Below are 14,516 nucleotides of genomic sequence, written 5' to 3'. Positions count from 1 at the left end.
CACCCCTCACAATGCAGCCCTAATCAAGCGTCAACCCGCAGGAACCTGCATGAAACTCGACAAACCCACCGCCATCGCCCGCCGTAACCAGGCCTTGGCCAACCCGGTGCTGACCAGCGCCAACACCCTGTTCGCCATCCTCGACCGCAAGCGCAACCTGTGGTGGTTCGAGGTGCCGGTGGCATTGCTGCGCAAAGGCCAGCCCGACTGGGTCAACCTGCTGCTGCACACCCCGGAAAGCGACGAGCTGCAGCACCTGAAGGTGCCGGTCAACTTCCTTCGTGCTCACCAGGAGCAGATGGAAGTGCGCAACCCCGGCAAGCGCCGCTCGACCATCAGCCTGGCCCTGAGCGCCGACCGTGACTCGCTGCTGCGCGACACCCGCCCGGGTGGCGAGCAGCTGGACTTCCGGACCTTCGTGCAGGCCTGATCAGGCCTTTTCGATGCGATCGTCATGGATGACGATGCGCCCCTGCTTGAACAACCCACCAATGGCCTTCTTGAAGTTGCCCTTGCTGACGTTGAACATCTGGCTGACCAGTTCCGGAGCGCTCTTGTCGCTCACCGCCAGCACCCCGCCTTCGCTCTCCAGGCGCGCCATGATCCGGGCCTGCAGGTCATCGCCCAAGGCCTTGCCGACCGGCTGCAGGCTCAGGGCGATCTTGCCGTCATGGCGCACTTCCTTGATGAAACCCTCCACATGCATGCCCGAGCGCAGGAACTTGAACACCTCGTTCTTGTGGATCAGGCCCCAATGGCGGTTGTTGATGATGGCCTTGAAGCCCATCGGCGTTTCGCCGGCCACCAGCAACTGGACGGGCTGGCCAACCTGATAGTCGGCCGGGGTGCGGTCGAGGTAGCGGTCCAGGCGCGAGGTGGCGGTAATGCGCCGGGTACGCTTGTCGAGATAGGCGTGCACCACGCAGTAGTCGCCGATCTTCAACTGGCGTGACTCTTCCGAATACGGCATCAGCAAGTCCTTGGACAGGCCCCAGTCGAGGAAGATGCCGGCACCGTTGATGTCCTTGACCTTGAGGCTGGCGAACTCGCCAACCTGCACCTTGGGCTTCTCGGTGGTGGCAATCAGCTGGTCTTCGCTGTCCAGGTAGATGAACACGTTCAGCCAGTCGTCGACCTCGGTTTCGGCGTCCTTCGGGATGTAGCGCCCGGGCAGCAGGATTTCGCCATCGGCGCCGCCGTCCAGGTACAGGCCGAATTCCACGTGTTTCACGATTTGCAAACTGTTGTAACGCCCAAGCAGAGCCATTTCCGATGTTCCTCAAGACAAGGCGGCTATTCTACACCTGAAGCCACTGCGCTGCCCGATCGCCGATGCGGCGGAACCGCGCTGGCGCCCATTGCGTCATACCCGTATCCGTCAGCACCAGGACCTGAACATGCCGGTACGCCTGTGCAAAGCCCTGCTCATCGCCATCGCCTGCGCCGTGGTGCTGGCGGCCTGTAGCCGCATCGACCTGGCGTATCGCAACCTCGACCACCTGGTGCCCTGGTCGCTGGGCGACTACCTGGCGATGAACCGCGAGCAGAAGGCATTGCTCGACGAACGGCTCAAGGAGCACCTCGCCTGGCACTGCAAGACCCAGCTGCCGGGCTACCTCGACTGGCTCGACCGGGTGCGCGACATGGTCGCCAGGGACCAGGTGACCAACCAGGCCCTGCAGCAACGCACTGTCGAGGCGCGCCAGGCAATCGGCCGGGTAGCGGAAGCGATCACCCCTTCGGCCACCGAACTGCTGCGCGGCATGAGCGACAAGCAGGTGGCCGAGATGCAGCAGGCCTTTAACGATGATATCCGCGAGCGGCAGAAGGAATACGTCGACACCCCGCTGCCCAGGCAGATAGCCCGCCGCAGCGAACGCATGGAAAAACGCCTGAACAACTGGTTTGGTGAGCTCAATCCCGCCCAACACCAGCGTGTCCAGGCCTGGTCGCAAGCACTGGGTGACCAGAACCGCCAGTGGATCGCCAACCGCCAGCACTGGCAGCAACAGTTGATGCTGGCCATGAACCAGCGCAACGACGCCAGCTTCGCGCCGCGCCTGGCCACCTTGCTGCAACGCAAGGAAAGCCTGTGGACGCCGGAGTACCGGGCGGCCTATCAGAATACCGAGCAGCAGGCGCGCAGTTTGCTGGTTGACCTGATGCACTTGAGCACACCGGCGCAGCGGCAGTACCTGCAGGAACGGCTGGCGAAAGTCCGCACGGATTTCAGCGAGATGAAGTGCCTGAAAAGCTGAATGTGATGTGCACGGCCGGCCCCTTCGCGGGCAAGTCGGACCGCGAAGGGGCCGGCCCTGCAAAGCCAGGATCAGCGCCCCTTGCGCCGATAGGGAAACACATCGATCACCTTGCCTTCGCGGATCGCCGCCTGCAGCCCCTTCCAGTAGTCCGCGTCATACAACTCCCCATGCAAGCGGCTGAACAACCGGCGCTGGCCGATATCGGCAAACAGGAACGGCGGGAACTCTTCGGGGAACACATCGTGCGGCCCGATCGAGTACCACGGCTCGCCAGACATCTCATCCTCCGGGTAGCGCGGTGGCGGGATGTGCCTGAAGTTCACCTCGGTCAGGAAGCTGATTTCGTCGTAGTCGTAGAACACCACCCGCCCATGCCGGGTAACACCGAAGTTCTTCAGCAGCATGTCACCCGGGAAGATGTTCGCCGCCGCCAGTTGCTTGATGGCCAGCCCGTAGTCCTCGAGCGCTTCGAGCACCTGCCCTTCACTGGCATGCTCCAGGTACAGGTTGAGCGGGGTCATGCGCCGCTCGGTCCAGCAGTGGCGCACCAGCACCGTGTCGCCTTCAAGCGCCACGGTCGAGGGTGCCACTTCCAGCAGTTCGGCCAGGCATTCGGGCTCGAACTTGCCACGCGGGAAGCGGAAATCGGCGAATTCCTGGGTATCGGCCATGCGCCCGACCCGATCGACGCTTTTCACCAGCCGGTACTTGTCGATCACCGTGGCGCGATCCACGGTCTTCGATGGCGAGAAGCGGTCCTTGATGATCTTGAACACGGTATTGAAGCCCGGCAGGGTGAACACGCTCATGACCATGCCGCGCACCCCGGGGGCCATGACGAAGCGGTCGTCGCTGCTGGCCAGGTGGTTGATCAGGGCGCGGTAGAATTCTGACTTGCCCTGCTTGTAGAAGCCGATCGAGGTGTACAGCTCGGCAATGTGCTTGCCCGGCAGGATGCGCTTGAGGAAGTTGACGAACTCCGCCGGTACCGGCACATCGGCCATGAAGTACGAACGGGTGAACGAGAAAATGATCGACACCTCGGCCTCGTCGGTGATCAAGGCATCGGCCTCGATGCCATGGCCCTCACGGTGCAGCAGCGCGATCACCAGTGGCCACTGCTCGTCACTGTTGTACAGGCGGCCGACCAGGTAGGCGCCCTTGTTGCGGTACAGCACCGGTACGAACAGTTCCACGGCCAGCGCCGGGTCTTTGCACACCCAGTCTGGCAGGCATTCGCGCAGTTGCTCCTCGAGGCGTACGAGGTCGCCTTCCAGGTCACCGTAGGGGGCGTCGAACGGGTAATCGGCGAAGATGGCCCGCAGCAGGCTCTTCAGCCCGGCCCCGAGCGTGTAGGTGCGGGTCTGTGCCGCGCGCTCGTGGGCACGGATCGAGGGCCGGGTGGTGTGGATGAACATGCAGCCGTCGCTGATCTGGTCGTGGCTGAACAGGCTGCAGAACAGCGAGTTGTACCAGGTCTCCGCCAGCTCGTCGTCCAGCCGCGGGTCGATCAGGCGGATGTAGGCGTTTTTTACCAGCGGCCACTGTTCCACATCCAGCAATATCGGCTCCGGGAAGCCCTGGCGCAGCCAGCCGTTGACCTCGGCGACCTTTTCTTCATAGAGGTTGATGCGCGCCGCCGAGGCACGCTGGATGTCCTGCCAGCGCGCCTGCTCGAAGCGCTCGCGGGCGCCCAGGGTGATCTGCTGGAAGTGCTCGCGGTAGTTGTCGAAGCCGTCGAGGATTGTCCGGGCGATATCGGCTGCGGGCCAGGGCTGGGGCATGCGATGAACCTCGGGTTTGCTGAGATAAAGAGCTTAGCCTGTACCGGCCTCTTCGCGGGCACGCCCGCTCCCACAGGATCTCCACATTGCAGAAGGCGGTGTTATCCCTGTGGGAGCGGGCGTGCCCGCGAAGAGGCCGGTACAGGTTTACAGCGCAAGAAAGCACAAGAATCCCTCCGCCCGCCTGGCGTACACTCGCGCCCTGCCCTGTACCCGGAGACCGCTGTGAGCCCCATCGCCCTAGCCCGCCTGCTGACCCTTGCCGCTGTCTGGGGGGCGAGCTTCCTGTTCATGCGCATCATCGCCCCGGAGTTAGGCACCCTGCCCACGGCGTTCTTCCGCGTTGCCATCGCCTGCCTGGGCCTGATCGCCATCCTCGCCGCCACCCGGGTGCGCTGGAACTTCGATGGCAAGCTCGGCGCCTGCCTGGTGCTGGGCATGATCAACTCGGGGATACCCGCTACCTTCTATTCCGTGGCCGCACAAGTGCTGCCCGCTGGCTATTCGGCCATCTTCAACGCCACCACTCCGCTGATGGGGGTGTTGATCGGCGCGCTGTTCTTCCGCGAAGCCATGACCCTGCCCAAGCTGGGCGGCATTTTCCTCGGCCTGTTCGGGGTCGGCATCCTCAGCGGCGCCGGCCCGGTCGCCCTGGACATGGCCCTGGTGCAAGGCGCCCTGGCCTGCCTGGCTGCCACCACCTGCTACGGCTTCGCCGGTTTCCTCGCCCGGCGCTGGATCAGCGGCCTGGACAGCCGCCTGTCGGCCCTGGGCAGCATGCTCGGCGCCACCTTGATGCTGAGCCCGCTGTTCGCCTGGAGCGCCCTGGCCCAGCCACCGGCGAGCTGGGGCGGCTGGCAGGTATGGCTGTCGCTGCTGGGCCTGGGCCTGCTGTGCACCGCCTTCGCCTACATCCTGTACTTCCGCCTGCTGGCCGAGATCGGGCCGGTCAAGGCCAGCATGGTGACCTTCCTCATCCCGGTGTTCGGTGTGCTGTGGGGCGCTTGGCTGCTGGACGAGCCGCTGTCGATGGCGCACCTGTACGGTGGCGTGTTGATTGGCGTGGCGCTGTGGCTGGTGCTGCGGCCTGCCCGGAACTGACCCGTCCGCCAACTGCAACACACCTCTCAGTAGGAGCGGCTTTAGCCGCGAATACCGGCAAAGCCGGTGCCAGCCACCGCGCTGGATTCTTCGCGGGTAAACCCGCTCCCACAGGGTTCATTTGCAATCCGCCGTGCGGTTTCACCTGTGAAACCACCGCTCCGCATGCGTTACCCGAATTTGCCCTGTTCAATTGCACGGTCCACTTCACTGCGCCGTGAATGGGCATTTCCGTGCCATATAAAAAACCATGTTTCATATATAAAACATGCGTGTTTGGCACTTTACTCAGCAACTAATTAATAACTAACGCTTTTTTATTTAAATAAAGGAAATGTTTTAACTGGCACTGTTCATGCACTAAACGGCGTATCACCTATGAAACAGACCAGCGAGTTGATCCCATGGCTGTGAAAGAGATGTACGCAATCGCCCCACAGTGGCATACGCCTCAACCTTGCGATGCACAGGCGCCCACTGAAATCGAGTTTCGCAATGTCGGCAAGGCCTTCCCGGCCAAGGGGCAACACGAGGCCCCGTTCGCCATCCGCGGTGTGAACTTCCAGATTCGTCGTGGTGAAGTGGTGTCGATCATCGGCCCGTCCGGCTGCGGCAAGAGCACCATTCTCAACATGGGGTCGGGCCTGTATCGCCCCAGCGAGGGCGAAGTCCTGGTCAGCGGCGCAGCGGTCACCGGCCCGGTGCCCAAGGTCGCTTTCATGCTGCAGAAGGACCTGCTGATGCCCTGGCGCAGCATCCGCCGCAACATCGAACTGGGCCTGGAAATCCAGGGCATGCCCGCCACTGAACGCAAGGCCATCGCCGAAGACCTGCTGAGCCGCTGCCACCTGCAGGGCTACGCCGACCACTATCCCTTCCAGCTCTCCGGCGGCATGCGCCAGCGCGCCGCCCTGGCCCGCACCCTGGCCATCGACCCGCAAGTCTTGTTTCTCGACGAGCCGTTCTCGGCCCTTGATGCGCAGACCAAGATGATCCTCCAGCAGGACCTGGCGCGCATGTTGTTCGAAGAGAAGAAAACCGCGCTGTTCATCACCCACGATCTGGTCGAGGCCATCGCGCTGTCCGACCGCCTGCTGGTCATGAGTGCCCGGCCAGGCACGATCATCGAGGAAATCGAGATCGACCTGCCGCACCGCGACAACCCTCTGGAACGCCGCAAGCTGCCGGAAATCGGCCCGTTGGCCGGCCGCCTGATGGACTTGTTGCACGTCGGCGCCGACCACGAACTGCATTGATCGACGTTCACTACCCCCCGGGAGTCAGCATGTTCAATACACCCTTCAAACGCCTCGCGCTCGCCGCCCTGGGCCTGGCCTTCGCCCTGCAGGCCCAGGCCGAGCCGACCAAGGTCACCTACCTGCTACCGGCACCGCCCAGCCTGCCTGCCTTCGCGCCGTGGATCATCGCCAAGGAAAAGGGCTACTACCAGGCCCAGGACCTGGACCTGACCTTCATCGCCGCCAAGGGTGGTGTCGATGTGGCCAAGCAGATCGGCGCCGGCAACGCGCTGGTCGGCGGCGCCATCGGCGACACACCGATCATCGTCCGCCCCAACGGCATCCCGGTGCGCACGGTGGCCGTGCTCGGCGGTGGCGGAGTGACCATGATCGCCACCAACGCCAGCGCCGGGATCCGCAACATACAGGACCTCAAGGGCAAGACCTTGACCGTGATGTCGTACTCCGACACTACCTACTACGCCCTGCTTGCCTCGCTGCGCAAGGCCGGCCTGAACAAGGACGACGTCGACATCCAGGCCGCCGGGCCGTCCGGCGTCTGGCAGCTGTTCTCGGCCAACAAGGCCGAAGCGATGGCCGGGGTACCGGACTGGGTGGTCAATGCCGAGGACGCCGGGCTCAAGTATCAACTGATCCCCCGCGACCAGGTATTCGACAGCATGGCCCAGGCGATCCTGGCCTCGGACGATGCCATCGAGCACCACCCGCAGGTGGTTCGTGGCGTGGTCCAGGCCACCCTGCACGGCCTGCAGGACATTCTCGACGACCCCAAGGCAGCCGCCGCCACCTTCGCCCGTGCAGTACCGGCCTATGCCGGCAAGGAAGCCTCCCTGGAGAAGACCTTGCGCCTGTACGTGGAGTACGTCTACGCCGGCCAGCCGGTGCCAGGGCGCATAGACCCGGGACGTCTGGATGCCGTGCGCAGGTTCTATGTCAGCGAAGGCATCGTGCCCCGCGAGTCGCCGCTCGAGGAGCTCTACAGCAATCAGTTCATCGACACCCAGACCGCGGCCAAGTAAAGCCCCGGCAACCAAGGTAAGCGCCTGATGAAAAACCTCAACACCTCCGTGCTCGGCAGCCTTGCCCTGCTCCTGTTGTTCCTGTTGCTCTGGCAATGGGGCCCGCGCCTGCTCGGCATGCCCGAGTTCGTCATGCCGCCGCTCAGCCGCGTGGCCGAAGAAAGCGTGCTGATGTGGCAAGGCAGCAGCCTGCTCGAACATACCCTGATCACCGCCTTCGAGATCATCGTCGGTTTCGCCCTCGGCGCCCTGCTGGGTGTGTCGATCGGCGTGGCCCTGGGCCTGTCGCCGTCGGCCGAAGCCATGCTCTCGCCGTACATCCTGGCCCTGCAGATCGCGCCGAAAGTGGCCTTCGCTCCGCTGTTCGTGATGTGGCTGGGCTACACCATCTACCCGAAAATCCTCATCGCCATCCTCATCGTGTTCTTCCCTGTGATGATCAATGTGCTCTCGGCCATCCGTACCGTCGACCCAGACATGATCAATCTGGTGCGCACCATGAACGCCACCCGCTGGCAGATCTTTCGCCTGGTGGAGTTCCCCTCGGCCATGGCTGCGCTGTTCTCCGGCCTGCGCATCGCCTCGACCCTGGCGGTGATCGGCGTCACCGTCGGCGAACTGGTCGGTGGCAACCAGGGCCTGGGCTTCCTGCTGGTGGACGCCGAAGGCCAGGGCAACACCGCGGGTGTGTTCGTGGCCATCGTCCTGCTCACGCTGATCGGCGTGCTCGCCTACGGCGCCGTGGTATGGGCTGAAAAACGCGTGCTGCATTACCTCCCCAAAGCCATGCTGAGTACTTCGTGATGACCTACCACAACCTCCTCGCCGGCCGCCGCGTGCTGGTCACCGGTGGCGCCCGCGGCCTGGGCTTCGCCTTCGCCCAGGCCATCGCCCAGGCCGGTGCCCGCGTCGTGATCGCCGACATCCTCGCCGGCCGAGTACAGCAGGCCGCTTGCGAACTGAGTGCACAGGGCCTTGATGTCAGCGGAGTCAGCCTCGACCTGGCCGACCCGGCCTCGATCAGCCGCTGCATCGAACGCACCGTCGAACGCCTGGGCGGCCTGGATGGCCTGGTCAACAACGCCTCGATCACCAACTCCGGCGGCAAGAGCTGCGAAGAACTGGACATCGAAACCTGGGACCAGGTGATGCAGGTGAACGTGCGCGGTACCTGGCTGATGACCCGAGCCGCCCTGCCGGCGCTGCGCGGCAGCGGCTGCGGAGCGATCGTCAACCTGGCCTCGGACACCCCGCTGTGGGGCGCGCCCAACCTGCTGGCCTATGTCGCCAGCAAGGGCGCGCTGATCGCCATGACCCGCAGCCTGGCCCGCGAACTGGGCGGCGACAGCATCACCATCAACGCCATTGCCCCCGGGCTGGTGCAGGTCGAGGCCACGGCCTACGTGCCTGAAGCCCGCCATCGTCTGTACATCGACCAACGGGCCATTCAGCGCCCGCAACTGCCCGACGACGTCAGCGGGGCCGTGCTGTTCGCCCTGTCCGACCTGTCGCGCTTCATCACTGGACAAACCCTGCCGGTCAACGGCGGGTTCGTCATGCCCTGAGCACAAGGAGACCGCCATGACCGATCTGAGCGTTGAACAACAGACAGCGAAAACCTGGGAACAACCGGCAGGTTCCGACCTGGCCGCATGGATGCAGACGCGCATCGCCCGCTATGAAACCCGCCGCTACGACTGGGACGCACTGAAGTTCCAGGCCGACTTCGACCCCAAGTTCCGCCGCGCGCAGATGCGCTACGTGGGCACCGGCGTTACCGGCGTGAACAGCGACATGAACACCATCCCGTCCGAGCACTTCACCTTCTCGACCATGGTCATCCCTGCCGGCCATGAAGGCCCGCCCCACCTGCACACCGACGTCGAGGAAGTGTTCTTCGTGCTGCGTGGCAAGCTCAAGGTGGTGATCGAAAAGGACGGCGAGCGCTTCGAGACCGTGCTCAGCGATCGCGACCTGATTTCCGTTCCGCCGGGGGTGTACCGCGAAGAGATCAACATCGGCGACGAAGACGCGCTGATGTGCGTGATGCTCGGCGCCAAGAAACCGGTCACGCCTACTTACCCGCCAGCTCACCCGCTGGCCTCGATCAAGCGCGGGTAAGCCGATGCCAGCGCTCACCGCCCCCTACGTCAGCCAGCTCCAGCGGCAGTTCGGCGAACGCCTGCTGCTACTTGGCGATGGCCAGCAGGCGATCCGGGAAGCCGGCAGTGGCCGAGCGATCGTGCTGCTGCACGGCATCGGCTCGGGCGCGGCGAGCTGGCTGCAAGTCGCCCAGGGCCTGCGCCAGCGGGCCCGGGTGATTGCCTGGGACGCGCCGGGTTACGGCCAGTCCGCGCCGCTGCCAATGGCCAGCCCGCGGGCTGGTGATTACGCCGCGCGCCTGGCCAGCTTGCTCGACGCGTTAGCGCTCGAGCGCTGCGTGCTGGTCGGCCATTCATTGGGGGCAATGACTGCCGCCGCCTTTGCCCAGCGCCATCCCGAGCGGGTCAGTGCACTGGTGTTGCTAAGCCCGGCACGCGGTTACGGCGCCAGGCCCGAGCAAGCGTGTGCGGTGCGCGACAAGCGCCTGCACGACCTGGCCACGCTGGGGGTCGAGCGCATCGCCCGGATGCGCAGCGCCAACCTGGTCTGCGCTAACGCCAGTGACAGCGCCCTGGCCTGGGTGCGCTGGAACATGGCACGGCTGCAGCCTGCTGGCTACCGCCAGGCCATCGAGCTGCTGTGTAGCGATGACTTGCTGCGCTATTGCGAACTACAGGTGCCTTGCCAGGTGCATTGCGGCAGTGCCGACAGTATTACCACGGCCGACGATTGCCGGGCTCTGGCCCAGGCTTTCGGCGCCCCGTTCCGACTGATCCACGGTGCCGGCCATGCCTGCGCCATCGAACAACCCGAAACAGTGGCCGGGCGCCTGGCCCGGGCACTGGACGCCTCTTTCACAGGTAGCGTGCAATGAACGATACGGATGCCATGAAGGACAATCAGGACCGCTATACCGTCCCGGGCCTGGAGCGCGGCCTGTTGCTGCTGTGCGAATTCAGCCGACAGAACCGCACCCTGACCGCCCCCGAGCTGGCCCGCCGCCTGGCACTGCCGCGCTCGACCATCTTCCGCCTGCTGAGCACCCTGGAAACCATGGGGTTCGTCACCCGCATCGCTAACGAGTACCGGCTGGGCATGTCGGTATTGCGCCTGGGCTTCGAATACCTGGCCTCGCTGGAGCTGACCGAACTGGGCCAGCCGATCCTGGCGCGGCTGTGCGATCACCTCAACTACCCGAGCAACCTGGTGGTGCGCGACGGCCGCTCGATCGTCTACGTGGCCAAAGTCTCGCCACCATCGGTGTTCTCCAGCGCGGTGACCGTGGGTACCCGCCTGCCCGCCCATGCCACGGTACTGGGGCGTGTGCTGCTGGCCGACCTGAGCCTGGCCGAGCTGCGTGAGTTGTACCCCGAGGAACACCTGGAACGGCACTCGCCAAGCACGCCGAAAACCGTGCTGGAACTGTTCGACCTGGTCCAGGCCGACCGCCTGCGCGGCTACGTGCATGGCGAAGGCTTCTTCGAATCGACCATCTCGACCCTCGCTGCGCCAGTACGCGATGCCAGTGGCCGGGTCGCCGCTGCGCTGGGCCTGACCATCCCTACCGCGCAGGTCGGCCATATCAACTTCGACAGCCTGCTGGGCCAGGTGCGCGGCAGCGCCGATGAGCTGTCCCGGCTGCTCGACTACCGACCCGGCGCTGGCCAGGTCACTGCGCTGATGAGGGACTGAAGATGAACCTCTACCAACTCCACGACAGCACCGCCATCGTCACCGGCGGTTCGTCCGGCATCGGCCTGGCCTGCGTCGAGCTGCTGCTCGAAGCAGGTGCCCGCGTGGCCTTCTGCGGCCGTAACCAGGACCGCCTGCGCAGCACCGAGGCCACCCTGCGTCAGCGCTTCCCTGAAGCACAACTGCTGGCCCAGGTGTGCGACGTGCTCGATGCCAAGGCCGTGCATGCCTTCGCCACCGCCAGCCAGGCCGCGCTGGGCCCGGCACGGGTGCTGATCAACAATGCCGGGCAGGGCCGCGTGTCGACCTTCGCCGATACCAGCGACGTCGCCTGGAGCGAAGAGCTGCAGCTGAAGTTCTTCTCGGTGATCAACCCCGTACGCGCCTTCAAACCCCAGCTGCAAGGCCAACCAGGTGCTTCGATCGTCTGCGTCAACTCGCTGCTGGCCAGCCAGCCCGAGCCGCACATGGTCGCCACCTCGGCGGCACGCGCCGGGCTGAAGAATCTGGTGCGCTCGATGGCCTTCGAGTTCGCCGAAGAAGGTATCCGGGTCAACGGCATCCTCATCGGCCTGGTCGAGTCCGGGCAGTGGCGTCGGCGCTTCGAGGCCCGTGACGAGCGTGCGCTGGACTGGGCGCAATGGACCGCCCAGCTGGCCCGCCGCAAGCAGATCCCGCTGGGCCGCCTGGGCCTGCCCAAGGAAGCCGCCCAAGCCATTCTGTTCCTCGCCTCACCGCTGTCGTCCTACACCACTGGCAGTCATATCGATGTTTCTGGAGGCTTGTCCCGCCATGCGTAACGAAAACACCGTCACCGTCGGTGCAGTGATCACCGCGTTTCTCGAACAGTGCGAGGTCAAGGCCGCCTTCGGCGTGATTTCGATCCACAACATGCCGATCCTCGACGCCTTTGCCGTACGCGGCAACATCCGCTTCATCATGGCCCGCGGCGAAGCCGGCGCCACCAACATGGCCGATGCCTACGCCCGCAGCGTCGGCGGCCTGGGCGTGTGCCTGACCTCTACCGGCACTGCCGCTGGCAATGCCGCCGGGGCCATGGTCGAAGCGCTCACCGCCGGTACCCCCTTGCTGCATATCACCGGGCAGATCGAAACACCGTACCTGGATCAGGAGCTGGCCTACATCCACGAGGCCCGCGACCAGCTGACCATGCTCAAGGCCGTGTCCAAGGCGGCCTTCCGCGTGCGTAGCGTAGAGACCGCCCTGAGCACCCTCAAGCTGGCCGTGCAAACCGCACTCACCGCGCCCACCGGCCCGGTCAGCGTGGAGATCCCGATCGATATCCAGTCGGCATTGATCCCCATGCCTGGCGACCTGTCGCCGCTGCCCATCCCGGTCGCGGTCCCGGTCCCGGAAGCCCTCGATCTGGTCGCCGAGCGCCTGGCCAGCGCCACCCGCCCGCTGCTCTGGCTCGGCGGGGGAGCCCGTCATGCCGGCGCGCAGGTCAAGCGCCTGCTGGATCTGGGCGTAGGCGTGATCACCTCGACCCAGGGCCGTGGCGTGGTCAATGAAGATGACGAGCGCTGTCTGGGTGCCTTCTCGCAGAACAAACTGGTCGAAGGCTTCATGCAGACCTGCGACGCGCTGGTGGTGGCCGGCTCGCGGCTGCGCAGCAACGAGACCTTCAAGTACGCCCTGAAGCTGCCGCGCACCACCCTGCGCATCGATGCCAACCCGGCCATTGAAGGCCGCAGCTACCCAAGCGACCTGTTCATCTGCGGTGACGCCGCGCTGGCCCTGGAAGGCCTGGCTGACCGCCTGCAAGGCCGCTTGCGCATCGACCCGGCGTTCATGAGCGAACTCAAGGCAGTGCGGGCCGAATCGCGCCGACAGCTGGTGGCAGACCTTGGCCCGTATGCGGCCATGGTCGATCAGTTGCAGGCGCAGACCGGCCGCAACTTCACCTGGGTACGCGACGTGACGCTGTCCAACAGCATCTGGGGTAATCGCCTGCTCAACCTGTACCACCCGCAGGCCGGCGTGCATGCCCTCGGTGGCGGCATCGGTCAGGGCCTGGCGATGGGCATCGGCGCAGCCATCGCTGCTGCCGAGACCGCGCCAGGGCGCAAGGTATTCGCCCTGGCCGGCGACGGCGGCTTCATCCTCAACCTGGGCGAGCTGGCGACCCTGGTGCAGGAAAAGGCCAACGTCGTGATCCTGCTGATGAACGACCAGCGCTACGGGGTGATCCGCAACATCCAGGACGCCATCTACGGCGCCCGGCACGCCTACGTCGAGCTGCATACCCCGGACTACGCCAAGCTCGCCGAATCGCTCGGCCTCAAGCACGGCCTGGTGCGCGACCTGAAGGACTTCGGCACGGTGCTCGAAGGCGCACTGGGCAGCGACGGGCCGTTCCTGCTGGAAGTCGACATGCTCAGCGTCGGCCCGTTCGCCACCCGCTTCGCCGGCCCGCCCAACAGCGAAACCCGCTCGCAGAAAGCCACCGCCGCCTGAGGACCCACCCATGCTGCATATCACCATGATCGGCTGTGGCGCCATCGGCGTGGCCGTGCTGGAACTGCTGGAGCATGACCGCCAGCTGCAGGTCGACGCGGTCATCGCCTCACCCGGCTCCGAAGCGCTGGTGGCCGAGCGCCTGGCCCGCCTGCGCCGACCGCCACAGGTGCTGACCATGCTGCCGACCGACGCGCGCCCTGATCTGCTGCTGGAATGCGCCGGGCACCGCGCTATCGAGCAGCACGTGCTGCCGGCGCTGGAGCGCGGTATCCCGTGCCTGGTGGTGTCGGTCGGCGCGCTGTCGCGAGCGGGGCTGGTCGAGCGCCTGGAGCAAGCGGCGGCCCGCGGCGACACCCGCATCGAGCTGCTGCCCGGCGCCATCGGTGGCATCGACGCGCTGTCGGCGGCCAAGGTCGGCGGCCTTGACACCGTGGAGTACACCGGCCGCAAGCCGACCCAGGCCTGGAAGGACACCCCGGCCGAGCAGGTCTGCGCCCTCGACAGCCTGTCCGAGGCCACGGTGATCTTCCAGGGCAGCGCCCGCGAGGCCGCCCGGCTGTACCCGAAGAACGCCAATGTCGCCGCCACCCTGTCGCTGGCCGGGCTCGGCCTTGACCATACCCGGGTCACCCTGGTCGCCGACCCCCACTGCCAAGAGAACGTGCACCAGGTCAAGGCCTTCGGCACCTTCGGCGGCTTTGAAATGAGCCTGCATGGCAAGCCCTTGCAAGCCAACCCGAAAACCTCGGCGCTGACCGTCTACAGCGTGGTCCGCGCCCTGGGCAACCATGCCCATGCCATTTCCATCTAGGGGAA

General features: G+C 65.3%; 15 protein-coding genes. 13 read left to right on the top strand and 2 right to left on the bottom strand.

Annotation, left to right across the window (positions count from 1 at the left end; genetic code table 11):
- The first annotated feature begins 49 nt into the window (after window positions 1-49).
- Window positions 50-430, top strand: a complete 381-nt coding sequence (locus CQW31_RS23470; protein ID WP_099815538.1) for a hypothetical protein — start codon at window positions 50-52, stop codon at window positions 428-430.
- Here the strand turns inward: CQW31_RS23470 and CQW31_RS23465 are convergent, their stop codons facing one another.
- Window positions 431-1,267, bottom strand: coding sequence for a S1 RNA-binding domain-containing protein (locus CQW31_RS23465; RefSeq protein ID WP_054885709.1), 837 nt, complete (start codon window positions 1,265-1,267; stop codon window positions 431-433). It abuts the gene before it with no gap.
- Window positions 1,268-1,397: 130 nt separating this feature from the next.
- On the opposite strand from CQW31_RS23465, the gene CQW31_RS23460 reads away from it, so the two are divergent.
- The gene (locus CQW31_RS23460; protein ID WP_099815537.1) at window positions 1,398-2,258 is read left to right on the top strand and encodes a DUF6279 family lipoprotein; all 861 of its coding nucleotides are present in this window, start codon (window positions 1,398-1,400) and stop codon (window positions 2,256-2,258) included.
- A gap of 71 nt (window positions 2,259-2,329) precedes the next feature.
- Here CQW31_RS23460 and aceK read toward each other — a convergent pair whose 3' ends face one another.
- Window positions 2,330-4,045: a bifunctional isocitrate dehydrogenase kinase/phosphatase gene (gene aceK / locus CQW31_RS23455; RefSeq protein WP_054885711.1), complete on the bottom strand. Its 1,716-nt coding sequence runs from the start codon at window positions 4,043-4,045 to the stop codon at window positions 2,330-2,332.
- A 225-nt stretch (window positions 4,046-4,270) separates the two neighbouring features.
- Between aceK and CQW31_RS23450 the strand changes: the two genes are divergently transcribed.
- The 11 genes from CQW31_RS23450 (at window position 4,271) to CQW31_RS23400 (ending at window position 14,511) form a co-directional block, all read left to right on the top strand.
- Complete coding sequence (locus CQW31_RS23450; RefSeq protein ID WP_099815536.1) at window positions 4,271-5,146, top strand: DMT family transporter; 876 nt, start codon at window positions 4,271-4,273, stop codon at window positions 5,144-5,146.
- Window positions 5,147-5,565: 419 nt separating this feature from the next.
- Entirely contained in the window at window positions 5,566-6,402 is an 837-nt protein-coding gene (locus tag CQW31_RS23445; RefSeq protein ID WP_054885713.1) for an ABC transporter ATP-binding protein, read from the top strand.
- A 29-nt stretch (window positions 6,403-6,431) separates the two neighbouring features.
- Window positions 6,432-7,424: an ABC transporter substrate-binding protein gene (locus tag CQW31_RS23440; protein ID WP_054885714.1), complete on the top strand. Its 993-nt coding sequence runs from the start codon at window positions 6,432-6,434 to the stop codon at window positions 7,422-7,424.
- Window positions 7,425-7,451: 27 nt separating this feature from the next.
- Window positions 7,452-8,228 (top strand): ABC transporter permease, encoded by a 777-nt coding sequence (locus CQW31_RS23435; protein WP_054885715.1) that lies wholly within the window; start codon window positions 7,452-7,454, stop codon window positions 8,226-8,228.
- Complete coding sequence (locus CQW31_RS23430) at window positions 8,228-8,989, top strand: SDR family oxidoreductase (protein ID WP_054885716.1); 762 nt, start codon at window positions 8,228-8,230, stop codon at window positions 8,987-8,989. The genes CQW31_RS23435 and CQW31_RS23430 overlap by 1 nt, the downstream gene beginning before the upstream one ends.
- Before the next feature lie 16 nt (window positions 8,990-9,005).
- Window positions 9,006-9,545, top strand: a complete 540-nt coding sequence (locus CQW31_RS23425; RefSeq protein WP_099815535.1) for a cupin domain-containing protein — start codon at window positions 9,006-9,008, stop codon at window positions 9,543-9,545.
- Between the two features lie 4 nt (window positions 9,546-9,549).
- Complete coding sequence (locus tag CQW31_RS23420) at window positions 9,550-10,401, top strand: alpha/beta fold hydrolase (protein WP_054885718.1); 852 nt, start codon at window positions 9,550-9,552, stop codon at window positions 10,399-10,401.
- Window positions 10,398-11,219 (top strand): IclR family transcriptional regulator, encoded by an 822-nt coding sequence (locus tag CQW31_RS23415; RefSeq protein ID WP_054885719.1) that lies wholly within the window; start codon window positions 10,398-10,400, stop codon window positions 11,217-11,219. The genes CQW31_RS23420 and CQW31_RS23415 overlap by 4 nt, the downstream gene beginning before the upstream one ends.
- A gap of 2 nt (window positions 11,220-11,221) precedes the next feature.
- Complete coding sequence (locus CQW31_RS23410) at window positions 11,222-12,019, top strand: SDR family oxidoreductase (protein ID WP_054885720.1); 798 nt, start codon at window positions 11,222-11,224, stop codon at window positions 12,017-12,019.
- Entirely contained in the window at window positions 12,012-13,697 is a 1,686-nt protein-coding gene (locus tag CQW31_RS23405) for a thiamine pyrophosphate-binding protein (RefSeq protein ID WP_054885721.1), read from the top strand. Before CQW31_RS23410 ends, CQW31_RS23405 begins: the two co-directional genes overlap by 8 nt.
- Window positions 13,698-13,707: 10 nt before the next feature.
- Complete coding sequence (locus CQW31_RS23400; protein ID WP_099815534.1) at window positions 13,708-14,511, top strand: aspartate dehydrogenase; 804 nt, start codon at window positions 13,708-13,710, stop codon at window positions 14,509-14,511.
- The last annotated feature ends 5 nt before the right edge of the window (window positions 14,512-14,516 follow it).

Origin of the sequence: Pseudomonas sp. 382, from assembly GCF_002759075.1 — a bacterium.
Lineage (GTDB): Bacteria > Pseudomonadota > Gammaproteobacteria > Pseudomonadales > Pseudomonadaceae > Aquipseudomonas > Aquipseudomonas vlassakiae.
Note: the sequence above shows the minus strand (reverse complement) of the source record. Positions and strands in the feature narration are given on the sequence as shown.